This is a genomic window from Desulfosporosinus meridiei DSM 13257 (assembly GCF_000231385.2).
Lineage (GTDB): Bacteria > Bacillota > Desulfitobacteriia > Desulfitobacteriales > Desulfitobacteriaceae > Desulfosporosinus > Desulfosporosinus meridiei.
This window is the reverse complement of sequence record NC_018515.1, coordinates 3,538,863-3,562,105: the sequence shown is the minus strand read 5'-3', so window position 1 is coordinate 3,562,105 and position 23,243 is coordinate 3,538,863. Positions and strand designations below refer to the sequence as shown.

Annotated in this window: 14 protein-coding genes and 1 pseudogene; 14 read left to right on the top strand and 1 reads right to left on the bottom strand. The window is 39.4% G+C overall.

The window, feature by feature from the left end; all coding sequences use genetic code 11:
• Positions 1-177 precede the first annotated feature (177 nt).
• The 9 genes and pseudogenes from DESMER_RS16420 to DESMER_RS16380 all read left to right on the top strand — a co-directional run bounded on the left by DESMER_RS16420 (position 178) and on the right by DESMER_RS16380 (position 14,790).
• The gene (locus DESMER_RS16420) at positions 178-1,263 is read left to right on the top strand and encodes a DUF429 domain-containing protein (protein WP_014904185.1); all 1,086 of its coding nucleotides are present in this window, start codon (positions 178-180) and stop codon (positions 1,261-1,263) included.
• A gap of 14 nt (positions 1,264-1,277) precedes the next feature.
• Positions 1,278-3,536 (top strand): DEAD/DEAH box helicase family protein, encoded by a 2,259-nt coding sequence (locus DESMER_RS16415; RefSeq protein WP_042333889.1) that lies wholly within the window; start codon positions 1,278-1,280, stop codon positions 3,534-3,536.
• A gap of 61 nt (positions 3,537-3,597) precedes the next feature.
• A complete protein-coding gene (locus DESMER_RS16410) occupies positions 3,598-5,094 on the top strand; it encodes a hypothetical protein (protein WP_014904183.1) in 1,497 nt (498 codons plus the stop codon).
• Complete coding sequence (locus DESMER_RS16405; RefSeq protein ID WP_014904182.1) at positions 5,091-5,753, top strand: hypothetical protein; 663 nt, start codon at positions 5,091-5,093, stop codon at positions 5,751-5,753. Before DESMER_RS16410 ends, DESMER_RS16405 begins: the two co-directional genes overlap by 4 nt.
• Positions 5,740-8,154 (top strand): AAA family ATPase, encoded by a 2,415-nt coding sequence (locus DESMER_RS16400; protein WP_014904181.1) that lies wholly within the window; start codon positions 5,740-5,742, stop codon positions 8,152-8,154. The genes DESMER_RS16405 and DESMER_RS16400 overlap by 14 nt, the downstream gene beginning before the upstream one ends.
• A 318-nt stretch (positions 8,155-8,472) precedes the next feature.
• Positions 8,473-9,411: pseudogene (locus tag DESMER_RS16395) on the top strand (transposase); the annotation flags it as partial.
• Positions 9,412-9,655: 244 nt separating this feature from the next.
• On the top strand, positions 9,656-10,978 hold the full coding sequence (locus tag DESMER_RS16390) for a hypothetical protein (RefSeq protein WP_014904180.1): 1,323 nt from the start codon (positions 9,656-9,658) through the stop codon (positions 10,976-10,978).
• A gap of 1 nt (position 10,979) precedes the next feature.
• Positions 10,980-13,007 (top strand): McrB family protein, encoded by a 2,028-nt coding sequence (locus tag DESMER_RS22650; protein WP_014904179.1) that lies wholly within the window; start codon positions 10,980-10,982, stop codon positions 13,005-13,007.
• Positions 12,991-14,790 (top strand): hypothetical protein, encoded by a 1,800-nt coding sequence (locus DESMER_RS16380; RefSeq protein ID WP_014904178.1) that lies wholly within the window; start codon positions 12,991-12,993, stop codon positions 14,788-14,790. Before DESMER_RS22650 ends, DESMER_RS16380 begins: the two co-directional genes overlap by 17 nt.
• Before the next feature lie 469 nt (positions 14,791-15,259).
• Here DESMER_RS16380 and DESMER_RS24530 read toward each other — a convergent pair whose 3' ends face one another.
• Positions 15,260-15,385, bottom strand: a complete 126-nt coding sequence (locus DESMER_RS24530) for a site-specific integrase (protein ID WP_242830999.1) — start codon at positions 15,383-15,385, stop codon at positions 15,260-15,262.
• Between the two features lie 132 nt (positions 15,386-15,517).
• Here DESMER_RS24530 and DESMER_RS16370 point away from each other — a divergent pair, with 132 nt between their 5' ends.
• The 5 genes from DESMER_RS16370 (at position 15,518) to DESMER_RS16350 (ending at position 22,998) form a co-directional block, all read left to right on the top strand.
• A complete protein-coding gene (locus DESMER_RS16370; RefSeq protein ID WP_014904177.1) occupies positions 15,518-16,048 on the top strand; it encodes a hypothetical protein in 531 nt (176 codons plus the stop codon).
• Positions 16,049-16,292: 244 nt separating this feature from the next.
• Positions 16,293-17,609: a hypothetical protein gene (locus DESMER_RS16365; protein WP_014904176.1), complete on the top strand. Its 1,317-nt coding sequence runs from the start codon at positions 16,293-16,295 to the stop codon at positions 17,607-17,609.
• Complete coding sequence (locus tag DESMER_RS16360; RefSeq protein WP_014904175.1) at positions 17,596-18,231, top strand: hypothetical protein; 636 nt, start codon at positions 17,596-17,598, stop codon at positions 18,229-18,231. The genes DESMER_RS16365 and DESMER_RS16360 overlap by 14 nt, the downstream gene beginning before the upstream one ends.
• Entirely contained in the window at positions 18,228-21,107 is a 2,880-nt protein-coding gene (locus tag DESMER_RS16355) for a coiled-coil domain-containing protein (RefSeq protein WP_014904174.1), read from the top strand. The genes DESMER_RS16360 and DESMER_RS16355 overlap by 4 nt, the downstream gene beginning before the upstream one ends.
• A gap of 34 nt (positions 21,108-21,141) precedes the next feature.
• A complete protein-coding gene (locus tag DESMER_RS16350; protein WP_014904173.1) occupies positions 21,142-22,998 on the top strand; it encodes a serine/threonine-protein kinase in 1,857 nt (618 codons plus the stop codon).
• Positions 22,999-23,243 lie beyond the last annotated feature (245 nt).

The window sequence follows — 23,243 nt, the reverse complement described above, 5'->3', positions numbered from 1 at the left end:
GGCGCCAATCAGATTTAAGACTGACTGGCGCTCCTTAGCATAGTTTTTAAAATATTTGGTGATTGGTGGAAGGAAAAGCAGGAAGTTCGGCGAAAAAGAAACTATACGTCAAATGATGTCCAAAAGACTGTTCGCTTGAAAATTGACTTAAAGCCAAAGACTTTGGGGGTTAAATAAATGCGTTACATCGGAATCGACTTAGCATGGACCTATGCCAATGAATCGGGAATTTGTGTGATCGCTGACAATGGGGAAATCGTCTATTTTGAGTCCCAGGTTTTCAGCGACGAAATGATAGCGGACATCGTTGCAGAACATGCTCAAGAAGGAGCCATCGTAGGGATTGATGCTCCTTTAATCGTGAATAACGAAACAGGTTCCAGATACTGTGACGGAGCTATTATGAGAGAGAAAATTCATGGTAAAAATCTGTCTGTTTTCACCTGCAGTAAAAGCTTTATGCTCAACCACTTCGGAGTAGTCAGAGGAGAAGAGGTCGTCAAAGCCATTCAAAAGCGGATGCCGGCTTTTGCTCTCACAGGTGACTTAACCAATAAGAAGCACGTGATTATCGAAACCTTTCCCACGGGAATAACTTTAGGCCTTTTTCCCGATGCCTTTCCTGTTAAATATAAAATCAAACATAAGATCAAATTTGAAACAACTAAAACGGAGATGGGTCGGATGGTTAACCTTTTAAAGAGGTTAAGTGATTTCAATCCCCCCGTCTATAATATAGAAGATTTCTTCAATCATTCATTGAGCATTCAAGCTATGTCTAAGAAGGGGTTTAAGAACCTTGAGGACAAGCTGGATGCTTTTTTATGCTCCTATGCTGCCTATTGGCTGGCCAATAATCAGGGGAAGGTTTTCGGTGATGATCAGGATGGGTTCATTACTATTCCAATAATAGATGAGAATGAAGTCCGTGATGGCAAATCAGAGAAGGTAAAAGTCTACAATAAACTGATTCGCGACAAGATCCCCCAGATCATCGAAGACAGCGGTAAGAAAGCTATTATTGAAAAGGTTTCAGGCCCAGTGTACCTGGGCTTATTAAACGCCAAGTTAGGGGAAGAGCTTCTGGAGTATCTGGACAGCCAGAAGGTTGAAGAACTGGCGGATTTAGTGGAAGTGGTCTACGCCATCTTGGATTATAAAGGGGTCTCTCGGCAGGAATTCAAGGATATCAGAAAGCAAAAGGTCGAGGAGAGAGGCGCTTTCCGGGATAAGCTCCTGCTTAAAGAAGTAAGCGACAGTTGAGGGGTTGAAGGGAATTGACAGAAAAGATTAAGCAGAAGGGCAGTTTGGGCAGTGTCGCTGAAGATCTCTTCGTCGAGCTGTTCTGTGATACCTTTGGTCCGGATCAAGCTGAGTATCTCTTTCTTCAGTATCCGGTCACCGATATTTATGGCAATAGACGCTCCATAGATTTTGCGCTGAAAAGTGAAGACTTAAAAATTGCCATCGAGATTGATGGTGAAACCTATCATAACCCCAATAAGGTTTCTTCTAATAAATATTATGATGACCTTGCCAAGCAAAACAGCCTGATCTATCATAACTGGAAGATTTATCGCTGGGTATACAATCAATTGAAGCACCAACCTGAAAAGGTCAAGGACGAACTGCGGATTTTTGTGGGAGAAATGCCTGCCTTCAGAATGCTAGAGGATTATCTGCCTAAGCAGAAGGGCAAGGTGATTGAACTGCGGGAACATCAACAAGCTGCTTTAGACAGCCTAGAGACCATGCGTGATCAAGGGGAGAGTATCGCTCTGCTTTATCATGCTACCGGCACGGGAAAAACTGTGACCGCAGTCAGTGACGCCAAACGTCTGGGGAAACGAACCCTGTTTCTGGCTCATACCAAAGAACTAATAACCCAGGCTAAAGGCACCTTTGAAGAACTTTGGGATCAGGCGGAGACAGGTCTCTATGTTGCCGAAGAAAAAGCTAAAGACGCTTATGTTATCTGCAGCAGTATTCAGAGTGTTGCCAGAAATCTGGAAGGGTTCAAACCCGATGACTTTGGCTATATCATCGTCGATGAATGCCATCATGGAACGGCAGATACTTATAGGAAGGTTTTGAGTTATTTCAAGCCTGAATTTACTCTGGGGCTTACGGCTACCCCGGACAGAGCCGATGGCGAGAGCATCCTGGAGGACTTTAAAAATGTGGCCCATAAACTGGATTTGCAGCAAGCCGTGGAATTAGGGGAACTTGTTCCCATCAGGTGTATCCGGGTCAAGACCAATGTGGATCTTTCCACGGTGAGAATCAATGGCATTAAATATTACGCTCAGGACTTAGAAAGTAAACTCTTTGTGCCGGAAAGAAATAAGCTCATTGCAGAAACCTATCTGAATTATGTTGGGGATAAGAAAACCGTGGTATTCTGTGCCTCCGTACAGCATGCGCAGGAGATTTCTGCCTTGTTTAAGGAAATGGGAATTCATTGCGAAGCTGTTTCCGGCTCTATGAAATCAAAAGAAAGGGCAAGGATTTTAGATCGTTATGAAGATGGAAACATCCAAGTCTTATGTGCCTGTGATCTCTTAAACGAGGGTTGGGACAGTCCGAAAACGGAAGTGTTGTTCATGGCCAGGCCAACGCTTTCCAAGACACTTTATGTTCAGCAGCTGGGCCGTGGGATGCGCAAGTGTGCGGGTAAGGACTACCTGATGGTTTTTGATTTTATTGATAATGCCGGATTGTTCAACATGCCCTACTCCTTGCATCGAATGTTTAACCTGAAGGAATATAGGGCGGGAGAGTACGTTGTCGCTTCCCAGAAACAGTTTGAAATGGACAGGGATTTAATCGCCAGAGGAGAAAAACCGTCTGTCTTTCTGGATTTCCCAGTGAATGCTGCAGATTATGAGCTGATTGATCTCTTTAACTGGCAGGATGAAGTGAAAGGGATGATATCTCAGCTGGAGTTCGTGAGAATGGTTGATGTGCAAACAGAAACCATTGAACGGTATCTGCGTGAAGGCAAGATAACCCCTGATTTAGAGGTACCCTTCGGGGATAAAAGGAGCTTTAAGTATTTTAAGGAAGCGACTGTGGAGAGCTATGCTAAACAATACGGCTGGGAGCTGATTAATCCTGCCAATATGAAAGATAAGTTTATGGATATGGTCATGACTATGGATATGAGTTTTTCCTATAAGCCGGTACTGCTCAAAGCCATGCTTGAGAATGTTGACGAAAGCGGAAGAGTTCGGGTCGAGGACATGGTTAATTACTTCATGGATTTCTATTGGGTCAGAAAAGAGAGCGGGCTGGTGGTTGAGAAGAAATCCAGTCTGTATTGCAAAGACGGATATACCCGAAAGGATGTTGAGAGAAATATCTTTAGCAATCCCTTTAAGCGGTTTGAGGATATGCGGTTTATGAGTCGGTGCCGGGATATTGAGTATGTGGAATTTAATCGGCATGTTTGGAAGAGGATGACTCAGGAGGAGAAGGAATGGATTGTTGGGCGGTGTGATGAGAAGTTGGAGGAGTATTATAGGAAGCGGGTTTAGATGCTTAAAGAAGACTTTTAGCTTTTTAATAATGAATATGTAGAAAAGAAGTGAGAGAGATTTGGTAACTGAAGACGCAGAAATTTATCTGCCAGATATGCATATTGGTGAAAACAGGAGAGATGCTGCGCCAGGGGTTCGTGGTTTTTTGTTTCAGGATTTACTTGCTGTTGAAGAGTTGATTAAAGAAGAAACAGAGTATGTTTGCTCTGAATATATCGAAGATGTTTGCGCAGTAACTAACAATGGTGTCCGCATTATTCAAGCCAAATATACACCAAAGACAAATTTGGATATTGAAGCAATTACCCGGGAGCTTTATTACCAATATATCAAGTTACGTCAGTACGGCTATAGCGGGGACATTATTCCAGTGTTAAGCTTTCATGCAGATGTAGCGACTAAGCCAGATGAGGAGATTGCAAAGCAATATTTGAATCTTTCGGAGGGACATAGGAGATTTCAGGGAACTGCTGCTGAGATTAAGTTGAAAGTTAAAGAATGTATTCAGACAGGTATCAAGAAAGAACGGGAAAACAATCTGTTCGCATCTTTCTATGAACTGGAAGACCTGAGAGACTTTCTTAGAGTGTATAAGATGGAAGAAGTGGGGGAAAGCATCAGTAGTTACCGGAAAGCACTGGGAGAGAAACTCGATACTCTCATTAAAATAGACTGTTGCCCGGTTGAGGATACGGATAATCGGCAAGACCTGTTAATTGCCTTGGCAACAAAGCTGGTGCAAGACCGCTATAATGAACCTGACCAGCCGGCAGACAATCAGGAACTGCTAAAGCACCGCAAGGTGATACGTGAAGATTTCTTCGCGGCATTAGGACAAGCGCTGGCTTTTGAACAGTCATTTAATTTTGTTATACAAAGCTTTGTGGATGAAGCATACTGTGAGCTTGTCGATGAGCAATTATCACCTGATAACCACAAACGTTTAAATCGTTTGTATGTCTCTACCAACGAGTGGGTAAAGAATAATTTGGATAGACCTTGTGGTGTTGTCCAATTGTTGAATACAGTTAGTACTGATTCAAAAGTGCCAAGTGAAAGTGACAGAGCGCAGAACCTACGTAATACGCTATATATTTGCAAAGATAGAATTATAACTTTCTATCATCAAATTTGGAAGATAAAACTTAACTTAAGACAAGAAACGTTTGAAGAGTGCTTATTACCTGGAATCGGAGAGTATATCGCATTTTCTTTCCAAAATCATAAAGACTGGTCGAGGCGTAGTATCATCATGAGTTCTATTGGGGACAGTCCAAGGAGAAAGATTCAAAATGTGCAGAAGCGGGTACGTGCTTGGAATGAACGGCCACAAAAGTGGTATCTCAGAAGTGCTGATACACGTGGATTTGGTGATTATTCGATCGATGTTGCACGCATTGCTCCGGAAGAACTGGACGTAGCGTCAATTTCACCGGATCGGTTTGTAGTAGAGTGCATGGAATGCATTGGCATTGATGAAGGTGAATGGGCAAAAAATGAAAATTGCGCTGATAGTATTTTCTCTAAAAAATGTAAATACGGAGGGAAATCATGAGTGAACAGTATCAGGAGGCGTGGCGCACATATTTTGCTAAAAATGGGTATCAACCGCTGCTTCAGATGGAGACTGACGGTCCTGAGAGCTTTATTATTGAGGAATTCTGCAATGATGATGGGACAGTACCGGAAGAATTGAGCGAAATTTACCTGTTATGCAACGAATCAGGGGTTCCATGTGAACTGTTGCTAGTGTTAGACGTTAGTGACGGCTGGAAAGAAGACGCAATAAAAGCTCTGTGCAGAGAATGGGACGAGCGGATTCTGAGCTTTTTAAACTTCGGTAGCTTACCCGGTCGCGAGCAGCAGTCACAGTATCTGCTAAAATACAATGTTATGCAGATCTTGCTTTCTGATCCTGTGATAGCACGCTGTGCCGCTGCCATGTCGGAGGAAAAGAGTACGAATATTTCACGCAAGCTGTTTGTCTCAATAGAAAATGGTGACGTTACCGAGTCGGACCTCTCAATGTTGCCCTTCTATTTTGATCAGCTGACACAGGGTACTACAGCATCGGAGTCTGAATCTGAGCTTGAACAGATACTTCCCAGGCGCGATAAAGTGATGTGTCTTTACGAAACGTATACAACGGAAAAAGCATTTTCAGAGGAAGAAGTGGCAGCAGTAAAGGAGTGGCTGGGCAATGCTAAGAATTAAGGCACTTCACATTCATATGTTTCGAATTTATCAGGATAAGAAGTTCATATTTGCCACAGAGAATGCAGAAATTGCGCCATTAGTGTTGATTTTCGGAGGTAACGGCAAGGGTAAAACTTCCATTATTGACGCAATAGAATGGTGCTTAACAGGTAATGTGCAGCATTTAAATAAACCTTATAAAATGCGCATCAAGGGTGATGCGCTGAAAGCACACAGTTTTGGCTTGCTGCGCAACAAAAACTGCAAAAAGAGGGAAGAAACTTGGGTTGAGCTGACTTTCGAGGAAGATGGTATGGAATCGACTCTTCGGCGTAGTACAACAAACTATGAGCTTGACCCAGAGAAGACGTCTTTATTCATTACACAGGCAGGAGAAACATTGACTGCGGAAATTGCACAACAATGGTTTACAAAGTGGTTTGACTCCGGCGATAGACCATTTACAGATTTTTTTTATAAATATTTTATTTGTGATTTACAGAAAGCAGAAGATTTTCGCTGTAAAAGCCGCAAGGATATGACAGAGGAATTTGAGGATTTTACACTCGAACATTCTGAAGCGAAGCAAGTGCTTGCTAATCTGGAACAACTGCAAATACAATTGGAAAATCAAGTAACAGCTTTACAAAGCGAAAAAACACCCGACGATCGGCTTACACAGTTGGAACAGGAGCAGCAAAGCCTTAAAGAAGCTGCTCAGATTCCAGTTTATGCACAACGTGCCAGCTATCCGGGCGAACGACTGGATGTGGATCAGCTGAGCCTGGAGGAGCAGGAAACACAGCTTAAAGATCTAATTGCTGGAGGGTATCATGCTGCCACAAACTGGTTGAATGAGCTTATGCTGTTGAGACGCAGGCTGACAGTAAAGGAGCAGTTTGAAGAACAAAAAGTAGATATTCAGCAAGCAATCAGAGATAAACTGTACGACCCAAATACGCTGCGTACCTTAGAGGAGCAGAGAAGGAAAATATCAGAACAGCTCCAGGGTCTAACTTATCAAACTTTGGAACAGGCCGGTAAATTTGCCTCAGAGCTGAGGTACGCTGAACTTACGCCAGCCGAGTGGCAGACGCGCTGGGGAGAATATTTTCGCTTGAATGACGCCTGGCGCAAGACAGAATCCACCTTTGAGGACTCCAAAAAGGGCGATGAGTTGCTGACTGCATTTTCAAGATTGGTGGGTGTCCGAGCACAAATTGATGACTACCGCAAGGAGAATAGAAAATGCCCATTGTGCGGCGCTGAAGAACCTTTTGCATCTAAACCGGCAGAACAACTTGCTTTGGAAGCTGAAAGTTACGTTAAGGCCCATGATGCTAAAAAACTGACGATGGAGAAGCAGGTAAAAGAGGAAAAACAGCTGTGGAAAACGTGCCAGGTCCGACTGGGTAAAGACCTGAAAGATGTCCTGAAAGCAGCGGAAGAAATATTGAATAAAGAGCTTGAGACGGATAAGAGAATTGTAGAGACTACAGCATTGTTCTTCACACAGATTGCAGCGCTAGGTTTGAATCCAGAGCAGTTTGCTGACCTCGTTACGCTCGAAATATATAATGGCTTTGCGGAGATAGATTCAGACTTAATTCGAAAACAGGAGCAGAATATTTATTCGCTGCTAACTTTTCTCGGTTATTCAGACTGCGAACAGATAACTACTGCGCCGGAGGTGGTAAGAGAAGCTATTAGGCCGCTGGGGAAAGAAGTTCCATCAATGTTTGTTTTTGAAGAACTGGAGGTACGAGAGAAAATTATATCATTACGATTACGTAAAGGAAATCGCCATTTGACGGACCTTACAAGGAAACTTGGCGAGAAGAGAAAACAAAATGATATGCTAGACGAACAGATTAAGGAAAAAGCAGAGTTAGAGAGTCTGGTTAAAGAACGGGCAAACGTACTCCGAGGAAAACTCAACCAGATGAAAAACGACGAGGTGAAAGGGGTTGCTCCCTATTTATTTAGCATTTTCAGTAAACTGGTCAAGCACTCCACCCTTGAAGGCTTCCAGCTACAGGGCAACGACGCCAAAGCGTCAGATACAAAGCTGACTTTCAGTGATGAAAATAAGAATCCTATTTTAAATATAATCAGCGATGGACAGTTGGGTGCGTTTATGCTGTCGTATTTGTTGGGCAACGCGTTCCGCCGTAAGGAGGCAGGAAGTTTTCATTGCTACTTTGTCGATGACATAACAAATAGTATGGACGATATCAATTTGGTATCCTTTATAGATCTCATTAAGTATCAGCTAGCGGAGAGTAGAAAAGGGAATGGAGAAAATGCTGCAATTCAGCAATTCTTCTTTTCCACCTGCGACGGAAACCTGAAGCGGATGTTCCAGTATAAGATGGATGGGTTTGAGATTCCTGTATCGTTGATTGATCTTGATATGTAATAAGTCCGTTCAAGAGCACGCTATATTTGTTCACCAATAATAAATAATATTATTTGGCAGCAACTAAAGATGAAGAGTCTATTTAATAAAAACTTGTTTAGATCATTCGAAATGGGAGGGCAGTTAGATCGGATCCATAAAAGGTCAAAAATATGCATATTAGTGCTATCTCATTAAACAAGCCAGCACTTTCCTTTTATTAAACAAACTTTGAATTGGGCGAACCTCCATTAGTACTCGGCGGAACTTGTCGTTCAGCAAAGGTTCCTGGACCCGACGCGGAACGACAATAAATGACAACTCTAACGTTGTTCCGTCGAATACTATCTTCGGAAAATTGTTAAACGAGAATCCCTCCAATTTGTTGTATCGCGTTCAAACAAACTGAGCAACTTATTTTCGTGATTCGTGATGACACTGTTTGTAATAAGACTAAACCTTCGTCACAGGCACAACATACAATCGAACACAGGCAGATTTTCATTTTTTCACACTTAGAGGGTAAAAGTGTTTGGGGACATCAAGTCCAAGCAACTCTTGTTCAGTGCGGCGAACACTCGCTCATTTATGAAATTGATCGGTATGATAAAACTAAACAAAGCAAAATAGATGATGCCTGCAACTTGACCAAAACCATGCCGATTCCCCCTAAATCAGGCTACGCCTTAGTCGATTCTTGGTACACATGCCCTAAGCTAATTAACGCCTATGCAGCAAAAGGTTACCAACTAATTGGTGCTCTTAAAACTAATCGCATTCTCTATCCTCAAGGAATTAGAGTATCGTCTCGATACCTTGCATCCTACGTGACTCAAAAAGAAGTTCGCCTTGTGGCTGTGAACGGTTCATCTTATTGGGTTTATAGATATGAAGGCGTTTTAAATGGGGTTGAGAATGCTGTGGTCTTATTTTGTTGGCCTAAAGAAGCCTTTCAAAAGCCAAAAACTTTGCATGTATTTTTGTGTATGGATGTCTCATTAGAAACACACACCATTTTGAATTACTACAGCAGACGATGGTCAATTGAGATATTCTTTCGACAAAGTAAGGGAAATCTTGGTTTTAATAAATACCAAGTAGTTTTAATTGCTTTTACTCATATGTACTGTACCATTGGACTACATCAACCTCTACTCTTTGGTAATGGACTGCGAAAAGTAAGAAAAGCGGTAAAAGGTCAATACATTCAATGGATTATAGTGTGGTAGGAATGGAATACCTTTAGACGTTATTTTAAAGCATCGTAAAGTTACTTAAGGAGAAGTTTAACTAATTATCTGTAAATATATGTTATGGAAATTGCTCATTTATAGATATTAAGGTATTTTTATATTAATTGCTCTTGCAACATTTAATAAGATAACTCATTATAAAAATGGTACATAAAAATTTAAAATAATCAATTTATGGAAGGGGTGGGGCCATGTTTAGAATTTGAATTAGAATTACTAGATTGAAATTCTTACCTATGAAATTACATGTATGGTGGTGACAAAAAATAATGTACGAACATGAATTTTTTATTTCGCGGTTTAAAGAAACAGAGTTGATAAACTATGTTAAAACCATACCGTTAAATAGACCTTTGGGAAAAGTGTCAATCGATAAAATGAATTTTCAAATGCTAAAAAATTCATTAGACGAATTGTTTAAAGAAGGATACAAGATAAGACGTGGCAAACCGTTAGGCCTAAAATTCTATGATGAATTAGAACGCATAGGTCAAAAAGTTGTTGAAGACCTACAACTACCAAAAGTTCAAGGGGAGATGATTTTATTCGAGTGTGCTATGCGTACAAACGTACCTGAACCTTACCTTTTAGCCTACATTTTCACAATAGACCCTGAGACATATAAGAACCATATTAACGATTGGATTGCTATAAACAGAAACATGTTATTTGAGGAGTATATAACGAATTCTGGATTTGAAACTTTTTTGGTTAAGCAGTATGCCGAATTGTGTAATTTTCGGACGGATGACATTAAGAATGAATTATCATCTATTGAATCAACGACAGAGGCAAAAACAATATCTGATATTTTAGCGTTCGAGGGAACGATTGTTGAAAAAATGGCTTTACTCTATACTTTCTTAAATGGTGATTACAGCAAGGATTTAGATATTGAAAATCGCGTGAAGTTTTGGCAGTGTTTAACAACTTGGCAAACGCAAAAGAAAGATGAACGAACATATTTGGGAGAAAGGGAGATTCTTAGGGAAACAATCAAAAAGCAAGAGGAACAGATAGAATTCTTAAACTCAAAATTGAATCAAGAAAAGCTGAAGCTTGAAACGGTCAATGTTAAACTCGAAGAAGAAGAAAAAAAGCATCTCGAATTGCAAGAAAACTTATATCATAAAGAAAATGAGGTTGAAGAATTAAAGAGTCGCTTAACAGATGAAACAACAAAGGTCGGGGAGTCACAAAGAGAACTTAGACTGATAATTGAAGCATTAAACTGTAATTCAATTTATGATGTTTTAAATACAATTAAGGAAACCGTGCGGAAAGCAAACATGTTAATGAAAGTATTCCCTAGCGATAACAACTATGTTATTGCATCAACACGAGTATTGCTAGGTAGTATACCGAAGTGGATTCCAAAGGAACAGATTATTTACATTTCGGAATGTAAAAACCCTAAATGGTATGAGGATAACCAAAGTAAGACATTATTTCTCCATCGACAGGCATTTAGAAAAACAAAAGACCTAGAAGAAGTTAAGAATATTGCCTCGGATTATTGTATGAAGGTTGTTGAAATTCCGGCACTTGACGAATCAGATTGGTTGAGAGCATTGATAGGAAAGGGAGTATAACATGGGATGGTTAGAGAATGAAACCTTAAATATGGGGGATATAGATTGGATTAAACGAAACTATATATTATTTAAAGCTCCAGGTGGTTCAGGTAACGGGAATTTCCCGTTATCTGTAGACAGGACTCCGATCGGATATCATAAAAATTTGGGTGGCATTGTAATATATCTTGAGCCCGTGTCAACATTGCCCGAGCCGATTGTAAAGTTTAACCAAGTTTCATCTCAGTCATTTGTTTCATTTGTGGAAAGAAATTTAAAAGTTCTTAATAGTATTGGTCTTCCTCATCAACCAGAGAATTATCTATCGTTCTTGAAGGAAAATCTTGCGAATAGACTTATTTTAGCCATTCCGGTTCTTCGGCCAATTAGAGACCCAAATGATTCTAGGGAACGATATTTCTATAATTTTGAGATGGTTCATATTTCAGATGAAAAACCTGAGGCAGATTCCTACGTAACCGTTCCTAGTGTTGTATCTCATATTGACCGCAGACGATTTGAGTCGATTCTCGAGAAAAAGACCCAAGTTCAATTTATACACTATAACGGAATGATGCCATGTCCTGAATTCATTGTTTGTGAAGATGTACTTTATCATGTGCCTTCGAATGCTTTAACCGCCAATCCGAGAAACATTAACACTTTTACCCCTGTAGACCCCTCACAGATAAAGAAGGTATTGCTACCGCCAGAATTTAAGGAAACAAGCCGATGCAGCTGGCAAGGGCTGTATTTTATCCCGCATAATTACGCAGAAGAATTAAGAACATTATTTAACAATGAGGGTGTCTCTTACACAGAGGAATTAAAGAACAATCACACAAATATGAATTTTATAAATTCAATTCAAACGCAAGAAGCTTCACCCGAGCCACAGACACCTGCAGGCCAGGTTACAGAATATGAGTTTCTGCAATCCTTGAAGAATTGTGTAAACGAAAGTAATTTATACTATGAAGAGAAAGATCTCTATAATTTTCATACAGCCGTAAAAACAAATTCCTTGACAATTTTGGGAGGAATGAGCGGAACTGGGAAAACGCAACTTGCGTTAGAGTATGCAAAGGCTTTAGGTTTAAAAAATGGGGAGGACTTACTTTTTATACCTATTAGCCCTTCTTATTCGGAACCTTCAGACCTTCTTGGATACCTCAACCCTTTAACAGGGGCTTATGTAGAAAGTGAAAGCGGACTGGCGAGGTTTTTATATAATGCAAGCCAAAACCCAGACCGACTTTATATGGTTATCTTTGATGAAATGAACTTAAGTCAGGTTGAATATTGGTTTAGTCCGTTTATATCACTTCTTGAGTTAAGTGAAAATCACCGAGAATTAAAATTGGTTAGTGAACGACAATATTGCTTAAACGAAGAATATCGAAAGTCAATCAAACTTGGGAAAAATGTTATTCTGATCGGAACGGCTAATTTTGACGAGACAACCAAAGAATTTAGCAATCGACTGCTCGATAGGGCCAATGTTATTTATTTGACTAAACAATCATTTTTAAATGCTAAAAATGTCAATGAAGAAGAAGTTAGCGTGCCGCCATATGATGCTATATCTGCAGACATCTTTCGCAGTTGGAGAAAGGCCGCGCAAGAATTAACTCTACTTCAAAGCATGAACGATAAAGAATTGACACTATTAGATGAAATCCATACAGAGCTAAGTAAAATTGATGCACAAAATGGAGTTAGTTTTAGGGTATGCAAAGCTATTGGTAGTTATATTGCAAACATACCATATGACGAAAATGGTAAACTTCTAATAGCTCGACGTTCTGCATTTGATTTGCAATTACGGCAAAGGGTTTTTACAAAGCTTAAAGGCCACAAAGAAATGTTAATCGAACTTTTAGGGGAATATAACCTAGATACAGATAGGGTAGTAAATAGCAAGATAATGCAACTTCTTGAAGCTTATGATGACGACAAGGAAAAGGTCTTTGAGAACTTTGAACAATCGGTTAATTTCTTAAAACAAAAGGCGAAAGAGCTGGTAATTCATGGCTATACAATGTAATGGCGAAATTCTACCATTGTCTCTAACCATCAAAGTAGGCCAGAAGGAGCATCATGTTTCTTCATTTAGTCCTGAGCTCTATGGCGATAACGGAAAAATTACCATATTAGAAGAGTATTCGCTCGATATTAGTCTTTTGTCTGACGAGGGGTTTAAGGAAACTTCTTCATTTCTTGAAGTAGAGGTTCAGGATTCCCGTGAGGTTATTACGATTCATGTCGGGGAACCTCAAAACTTGTACTCTCATAATGGTGGTTTTCCATTTAGATTGGGGTATTCAACCGTTAGGCTCTTCTGCAACGAGTCTTGCTACACTAATCTTATTAAAATATGTCCGATCCACTTAGATGAAACTCAAGTTGGTATGATACATGATTATCTCGAAGAAACCTATCGAGGCATGTGCTACGATTTATTAGAGAGAAAACGAGGTCATAACAACCCACGGTTTCAGTTTAACAAGTGGCATCATGATTATGCACGATTTCATGTCGAGCATAATCATGAAATACTTAGTTTAGTTGAAGGAATCAAATCTGATAAGTTATACCATCTTGAGAAAAAGTACCTTAATGGTCATACGGCCCAGCGAATTGATTCAAAGGTGATTAAACTTGGTATAATGAAACCCTTTGATAGAAAAGGCGAGCTAACTCATTATAGTAAGAAACATTTGTTGCAAATTGATTTGGAATTATGTGCTGCTCTAAAACACATAATCACAAACTGGATTAGTAATATTGAATCAGTGTTAGATATGGTGAATAAGGAAGCCGCAGATACTGATGATGCGATCGTTAAATTAAACTTAGATAGTATCTGGGCATATGATAAGTATCGGTCGTTGCCTTATAATGCATCCACGGTTTACTCATATTATCTAAGCAACAAATCCATAGTTAATAAAAAGAAGATAAAAGAGTTAGAGTTGCATCTTTCTATATACAATGAATGGCTTGATTCGTTGTGCTTAATAAAAAACCGCTTTTCGAAACTATTAAATGAACCTGAATTTAGCCAGATTCGTTTAATCCCTCGAAGACAGGATTATAAGTTCAATGACCGATCGTTAAAAAGGTTCTATCAGCTTTATAAAAACTCTAAGTTTGATTCTAGGGCGAATGCGGAAACAAGAAAACGTTCACCCATAGTTAAGCCAACATGGCAAGTATATGAATACTACGTAGTGTTTAAAATCATAGAGTTATTAACAGGAGTTGGCTACAGCCCTGCAGATGAGTTTTATGGGGATTTTGAAAAAACCATCTTTCAGGGCATTCCAAATGGTCAGGGCTTTTCGTTGACAAATGAGACTCATCGAATTGAAATTACCTTTAATGAAGAACTTCCGAGAAATAGACACGATGCAGAGAATTTTAATAAGCTATTTTATACAATGAATAGAAACGCGCCAGATATCAGAATAGAACTTTATGATATTCAACCTGCAGAAGAAAAGTTTCTTGGTATGTTGGTTATTGATGCTAAACACAAAAACTTTTCTGGGATATACTCGGAACGTTACAACACAAAGGACATGGAACAACTTGATTCTTATTATAGGATTAAGTATCGGGACCCTAAAAGTAAAACAGGCAGACAGGCTGTTGACAAAGTTATATGTGTTTATTCCGGAAGAGACTCTGTTGATATTAAAAACTATGAAGACGTCACCTATATTTCTTTGTTTCCTCAAATTTCACAGCAAGGTGAAATGATAACTATCGGTGAAGACGAACTTTCAAAGGAGTTTTATGAATGGGTTGGAACGAAAATTGACTAATGACAACCTGATATAAAACAAAACGAACGCGCAACAATGAACAACTTAAATATATTGATGACAAATCCAGTCTTCTCTTGGATAGCCTTAATAGGACATTTGAATAAGTAAGACCTTATTAAACGCAGCCTCTCGATTCCATTCACGAATGATCGCTGGAGACTCCTCGCATTGAATTAGAAGCCTAACTGATCTTCTAGACTTAAATATTTTGGTATTCTTTTAGGGAGTTTTGGGGTTGTCATTTATCAGCAATATTGTTATTAATAAGATGAGCCTTTGTTTTGAGATACTTCCAAAATTGTCAGATAGATACGGTTTTTCTTGCTCTAGTGCTAGGCTCAAAGCGTGTAGTTCAGTTTGACAATATGCATTGTTGTAAACATATCGTTAAGAGTTATCGTTTTTTTTTATGAATTCCAAGTCAACCTCTACAAAGATTTTGCTATAGGCTTGTTTCGGGATGCCATTACAAAGCTGAAAACATAAGTAAATCGGTACGATATTCCTTAACCGTGTTTTCTGATCTGCCTTTTATAACGACAAGATACCCTAGGTACTGTTCAACAAGGGGACAAGTTTTATTGGATTGCATTTGCTAATCATCTCCTTGCAAGTAGTATTAAGCAGCTTCTTCTTGAAAATTAGTGCAGACACAGGTCTGATGTCCTAGTAGTAAGGATATTTCCATCCGAAATTGCATCGAGGGTAACTCGGGGTGGGTTGCATGAGGAAAAGCCCAGTTGGTTGCCTAGTATCCGTGTTAACTGGGGCGAGGGAAAGAATGGCACGGTTTGTGATTAAGCATCGTCATTACTCGGCGGAACATACTTACCGGCAGTCATTTTTTGTCGTTCCGCATCGGGTCCAGGAACCTACGCGGAACGACATGTTCCGCCGATTTGTAATACCAGTTCTTCTTTGGCAAAGGAGAGCAACTGTATTAACAAAATTGCTTATTATTTGGGGAGTTGGATTCCTACATGCTTGGAGTGGCATTCATGAATTTATCAGCTTGGACAGATACAAATTCCGAAGCAATTCAAGAGTAGACCATTTAAGTGCTTTAAGTTTAGATCCTAATCTTGGTGAAGACCTTTTGTCGGGGATTAATACGGTGCCCCTAGGGCCAGATACAGGTCTTTTTACAGTTAGGTTGTGCTTGATTTCTTGGCAAGAAGCAAAGACAATAAGTCCCGCAGCGCGCTTAAGCAGTATCACTGGCGCAAAGGAATGGCGTATATCTTGGACAATTTAGCGATCTTGAAATCCTAAGGAATTATATTGCGGAGGTAATTGGAGACGTGTTATCTATTAAGCTGGAAGAACTCATTGGGTAAGGAGTCAGATGAGAATAAGGGTGTTATTTTTAGATCTTTGGCACGAAATTATAGATGCAGCGTGGCAATCAATTCATCTAAACATTAAAGAATAAGTTATCATAGACTATTCGGGTTGGTTTTAACCTTAACCTTCTACTAATCTTACAAGGAGGTGTTTCTTTGGAAGATACTCTTAATAACGAACACAGTGCTGGTTCTGCCGGGAGAATCAATTTTATTAATTCTAACAATCGAAAGGGGGTAGAGGGAAAAAGCGATTACGATTTAGCGCATAAAGATATCGTTATGATCAAAAGTATTGAAAAGCACCTTAAGCTATTTGATATTTTCAAAATAAGAAACACTCAATTAATCATTCTTATTCTGGCAGGTGCCAAAACTTTAGCCGGTGAAGCAGGACGGTTTTCCATTGAGGAAGCCCAAGAATACTTAAGTTATATGAGCAAGAGGTCCCGGGATAGAGTAATCAGAGAACTTCAGGACAAAGGTTGGATCGTATTCGACGGATTTGATTATGAAGTCCCTGGGAAAGTAAGATCCTTTTTGTCCTCTATGTTTTTATCCTTTGCCAAGGAAAACCTTTCTATAGAAGAGCAGATTAAAACCACCGTTATGCTAGCGGAGTTCGCTGATGAATTTAATATGGATGAAGAGCATACTGAGTCTCTTAAAAAAATGGGATTTCGAGAGTTGTCAGTATGGAAAGACTATCTGGAGCGTGTGATTCAAAAGAAATCACGGCGGGAAATTTTAGAGATCGGCAAGCAGACCCAAGGAATTATTAAAGTGATTAAAGATACGCAAAAAACGCTTAACAGCAATCGAAAGATTTTTACCAGAGTAAGATACGATGAATTTTTTGACGTAACAAGCAGTATTTTGGATTTAACAACCCAAATCCTATCAATGGCTATTCAATTTCAGAGAGAAAGTCAAAAAGGATTAGGTGAATTTATTTCCCCTGAAATGATAGAAGCCGCCCTACATGACGCGCCTAAGGAAATTCTGGCAAACTTTGCTGAAAAAAACTTTTCAGCACCCAAGCAAGTATTCCAACTCAGAGAGGAAATTATTGAAAGCAGGACGCGGGCGTTTTTCGAACACGAAAAAGAAGAGATCATCGCTACGCCTCCTCCAGAACCTGTGGATATCATTGAAGAAGAAATGATCATTGATCGGATGCAAAATCCTATGGAACTCTTTTATCAGGAAATTGTGTTAAAAATGAAATTGAAAGATCAAGCCCCCATGGATGAACTTCTCTTTAAAGATATCGATGGTTTCGGCTTGGCTATGTATAAGACTGGGCAACTGATCAAATTGACCGGAGAATTAAGAAGCAACAAAGAACCGGAAACTACGGGAAAAGAAATATTCGAACTCGAAGTAAACGACTCCTATAAGAAGTTAGCCGAAGGTCCCGTTGAAATTGTAACAGAGTGCAATTTGAGGAGAAGTAAGAATGGATCAAATTAATGAATCCACCATTAATCCTGAAGCGCAAAAAATATGTTCTATGTTTCATTATGGCTGGATCTCTAAAAAGGAAATTGGACCAATTGAAAGGGATCTTAAGCTGTTTCGTGATGTCCAGACCTATCTTTCCCTAATGGGCTACGAGTTGCTCAATCCTCCTGGAACCGAATGGTATGTTATACGTTTGAAAAAAGAGTATGATTCTGCTTCATTCGATTATTTTCTGAAACGAGTTAAAGGGATAGACAGGAGGCATATGGCCCTCTTAACCATCATATATACGAAGCTCGTCCTTCCGAAGGAGCTTCGTCATGTCGACCCAGAAAATGAACTGAGTCTGACCGTGGATGAGCTTGTTTACAACTATGGAGCGAAATTTCAGCAAGGTAAACAGAGCTCGCGCAAAACGATTGAAACCTTGTTGACGCCTCTAAAAAAACACCACTATATTCTCTTAGAAAAAGGTAAATCAAAAATAACTGTCGGGCCGGCCATGTATATGTTGAATAGTGATATGCTGATGGATATATGCGATTATGTCATCCAAGGTCTGACTGCAAGCCTGAACTCTATTGAAAAAATTGAAGAAGAAATAGCTGACGGTGAGGATGAGCTGGAATGATTAAAGACTTCTCAACTGTATTCTGGGGATACCTGCCTAGCACGAATGGTCCGTATAAAGTTCATGAAAAGGTCAATGCCTTTATTGGCCCATCCGGTCACGGGAAAACAACAATTTGGGATGGACTTCGCCTGATGCTGGGTGCCAGCCATTTTGAAAGCAAAAGGACATTTTCGTTTTATGTTCATAAAAAAAGTAACTGGGCTGTAGTAAGAGTAGCTTTTCATAACTTGCCGGTGAATGGGGTGCGTCCTTTTGAAGCGGCCCGAAAATTTAAAGACGAGGTTACCGCTTGTTGTAGGATCTATAAAAATGAGCAAGGTTCATGGGCCAGAGATTATTATTTATTCGATGGAGAATTTCATGATCTGAAGGATCTTCATTTTAATACCAAAGCCTACAGTGAAGTGGCGTTGACTGTGGGAAAATATCTCGAAGATTTGGAGCAATGCCTGGGGATTACAAAAGAATTTCGTAATCTGATGGCAATGAGCCCTGATACAATACGAGAAGTGGTGAACGCATCTCCACACGCAATTTTTCATTTAATCTTTGATCTGAAAGGCACAAAGGATTATAAGAAACGTTACGATAACAGTAAACAGAGGCTAAGTGAACAGGAAGTATCCATTGAGCGAGCAGAAGAAGAAATGAAGCAAGCTCAATCTCGTTTTGAAGAAACTAAACAAAAAGCACAAAAATTCCGTCTTTATCAAGCTGCGGAAAAGGAAGTTAATGGAACGAGACTAAGACTTAAAAAGCTTGAATATTTTGAATCTCAGGAGACGCTGAGGTCAATAGAAGAAGGATTAATCGAAGTTGAAGAAATGGGAAAAGCTGAGTCGGATAAAGTTAATAAGCTAACTGTAAAAATTACCGCCAAACAAGCAGAGATTGACCGATTGGAAGACGAATATAACCGTCTGGATGCGCTGGAAGAGCAAGCGAATAATGATATTATCCGATATACAAACGATAAAACACGGCAGGAACCTGAAGTTGAGAAGCTTGGTCAGCAAATTAATAGGCTTAAACAAATTGAATCGCAAAACATGGATGATTTGGACAAACTAAAAGATATTCTCACAGAGGGTCTGGAGAAAAAGAGGCTGGATTATTCTCAGGGGCAAGCGGAACTTACCCAAATCAAACAAAAGCTCTCCGATTTGGAAAGGAACCTCCTGCCTTATAAAGAAGAAGCGAAAAAGTTCAGACCAATTCTTGAGGTGAATCAAATTCCTTTTATTATGCTCGCCGATGCCATCAGTGTGAAACCGGATATGAGAAAATGGCAAGAGGCTATCGAGGCCTATATCGGCAACAACCGATACCGGATCATTGTGGAACCGGACAACTACCTTCCTGCCAAAAAAATACAGGAAAAGGCTAGATATGGGGCTCGTGTATCGTTGCCCAAGAGTGGAAAAGAACTTCCTCAAAGAAAAGATATCCCCTATTCCAGCATTCGCTCGGCTATCAATATCACCTACCAGGGAAAGGTGGAGGGGTATCTGGACCGATTGAACCACGTCTATCTTGTGGAAACGGTCGAAGAAGGCCACGCCCTTCAAGCGCGCGGGATTGAAAGTATTACGCTGGAAGGCCTGCTTCAAGATAATGATGGCGCGATTCATATGAAATACCATACTCTATGCTGCGGTAAATTAGCTATTGAAGAAGAGAAAAAGCGAGCAAAAGAATTGCTGCCGAAAAAAGAAAGCATTGTTCGAGAACTGCAGGACAGTGTCCGTAATGCCCAAGCCGAATTAGACGAAGTAAAGGAGGCTATCAAAAACCAAGAGTTATTGGCTAAGCTGCCGGAGATGCAACAAACGTATAGTCTGTTGCAGGATGGAGTAGAAAAACTTTCAATTTTGATAGAAGAAACTGCGGTGAAAAGGACTGAGGCAAAAAAGGAAAAAGAAGAAATCCGGAGAAAAGAGCTGGTTGCCAGCGAAGAAAAAATAAAATTTACTGAAAATAAAAATCAGGCCGTACAAAAGGCAGCAGATCTTTCCAGACGGTATAAGGAGTTGCAGAATAAACTTGATTCCCACGTTTTCTCTGTAGAGCGAACCTTGGCGGAAGTGAAAGCGCTGGGACTCAGTGACGATGACATCGCCTTTATCGCTTATGATGTACAAGGTAGCGCCTTTATGGACCCACAAGGGAATTTGCTTACTTCCAAGCAAATGGGCAATGAGTTGAATGTTTTACTCCTGGACAAAGAAAAGCTTTATGATTCCTCTGTCAATGAGGAAGTCGTCCGCTTGGTCGAAGCGCAGGAAGGACAAGTAGAATTTCTAGCCAAGAACCTACGCACATTAAAAGAAGACCGTTCGGATCTTGAAAGGACCTGTGATGATTTGCTATTTCAATTCCGCGGTCATATTAAAGAAATCATGAAAGATTATATTACAGAATTTGAAAGCTTTGCAGACCTACTCAAGGCTTCGGCCAAAGGAAAGTTGGTCGAAGTCACTCCAGAACCGGAAACCTGGGAAATTCATCTCTTTATTGGCTATGATGGAAAAGAACCAGTTGCAGTTGACGGTCCACACCTTAGTTCAGGGCAAAAGGCCAGTACCAGTTTAATGATTTTGCTCGCAGCTTTAAGTGAAAACAATAACGGAAAAACAACACCCATCATGTTTTTAGATGAGCCAAAGGCCCGGGTGGACGACGATCGGGGCAATGAAATTGGGCAACTTCTGCAAGTTACGGATATCCAGTATTTTATCACCCATCAACAAGGCGAGTCTTTAAAAAGCATTGATTGGATCGATCATGCCTTTACTTGTAGCGCCTGTGAGCCTGGAAAAGAATTTGCCAACCAACTTATATTAAAAAAGCGTGCTAGAAGAAACCTGCAATAAGCGAAGAAGGTATCAATAGGGGTGATGATCAAAGATGGTTCCGGAGTACATTTTAAAGATTGATGAACATCATATCGGCATAGAAGTAAGTAAACTATATAAGAATGAGTATCGTTTCCCAACTGAAATGTTAGCGAGCGGACGGAAGTATAGTGGGGTAGAGGTTACTTTAAATAAACCGCATGGTAAAAAAGTGATCATGGAATTTGTCCTTAAATTACTTTTAAAAGGTCCAAAACAGTATAAGCCTTTTGTTAATCAAGTACTTCAACGATTTACATGGTTAGATTTAAATGACTCTTTAGAAATTCTATTATTAGATGGTGTTATTCAAATCACCTTCAAAAATCAAAAGCCTCGAAAAACGGTTGATTGGCTGCCTAAAATAATACAACTTGATCCTAGGGCTATGGAATGTCTAATCGAGAGAGGTCCAGATTACAACTTAGAGCTCATGAGGATAAAAGATTCAGTAATAAACTTGCTAAGTGATAGCGGAAGCCCGATGAAAGATTATTTATTACAATGGATTGAAGATGCAGAAATAAAAGATCAATCAGGTGCTGTGATAGCGGATTGCACGTCATTTAAAAAATATAAGTCAATAGTTCTTTCGGTTGCTTACTATGTCAATTTAAAAGAAAAGGGAAGCAAATTACCTTTACGTTATTTATCAAATCAAATCTGGAGTCAGCCAGGATTATTAAATAATTACAAGAATGAAATTGCTCTTTCAGCAGGCATAACCTTGGATGAGCTTAACTCGGTGTTTCTTCCAGATATAAATAATACTTTGCATGCACCCTTAATACTAATTTCACCAGTAGAGGAATTGCAAAAATTAGTTGTTAAACTTATAGAGTCCGAAATTCAGCAAGATTCAATATTGTTTTACATAAATGAAATGAATTGCTGTCTCCAACGAATTGGTGAAGTTGTCGGAGATTCCACGGAAAGCGCCTTATATACTTTTTTGCAGGTATATAATGATTGTACGGAAAGGCTTGTTGAGGTTAGCTCCAAAGAAGTCCAGCTGTCAATCTTAAACGATTTAAAATACTCCATTAATGTTCTGAAAAAAGAGATCCTAAAGATAGGACAGATAAAACAGCAGTTTGAGCTGATCGTCTTAAAAGAAATCGGAAGTGGTTCTTTTGCCAGAGTTTATAGAGTATTTGATCCTGAATCAAATACAATTGTAGCTTGTAAAGTGCTTTTTCCGAGAAGTTACTTTAAACAGGTTTATGGAAATGATGGGGATGAATATATACTTCGGTTTAAGAGAGAGGTTAGATTGCTAACTAAAGAGTTACGGCACAAAAACATTGTAGAGGTTGAGAAGATTCAGCTGGAAGGTACACCTTTTTGGTTTACTATGCCATTAGCAAGCTTTTCTCTGGAAAAATGGATAAAAGATAATCATGATGCTTCAGTAGATCAACGTATTAAAATTTTTGATCAGATTGTATCAGGTATTAAGTACTTACATGAGAAAGATAAATATCATCGAGATTTAGCGCCAAATAACATTTTGTTATATGAAACTAAACATGGTTTGAAAGTAAAAATAGCCGATTTTGGATTGGCAAAAGATCCTGAATCAGTGTCATTTAGGACTAGCTTATCCAAAAAGAGCTATGGACAAGAAGATTTTACTGATCCCGAACAGCTAAATAATTTAGCGGACTCCACTCATCTATCTGATATTTACTCCCTGGGAGCCTTACTGTACTATTTATTAAGTAGCAAACTACCTAAAAAGAGATTTTACGTTCCAGTTATGTGTCAGAGTGTTGTTATGAAAGCTATGGATAAGAGAGGACGACGCTATCAGAGTATATATGAGTTTGAAAAAGATTTAAATGATTGTATAAAAAGTTTAGGGAATTAGTGTATGCCCTAAAGAATAACTGGATCACTTAGATGAACCATAGCATGGTTAACTGAAACTCAGAGGCTTTATGATGAAATTATACTGCTTTACTACAAAATATTATGGGTTCAGGGTATGCTTTAAAGCCCAGCGGCTATAACATATTTTTCGTTGTACAATCCAGTGAAAAAGAAGCAAAAAGGTGCTCTATAGCTATTGGTGCAGCAAATTGAATGTTTAAAAATATCTAGCATTGAAGGGAG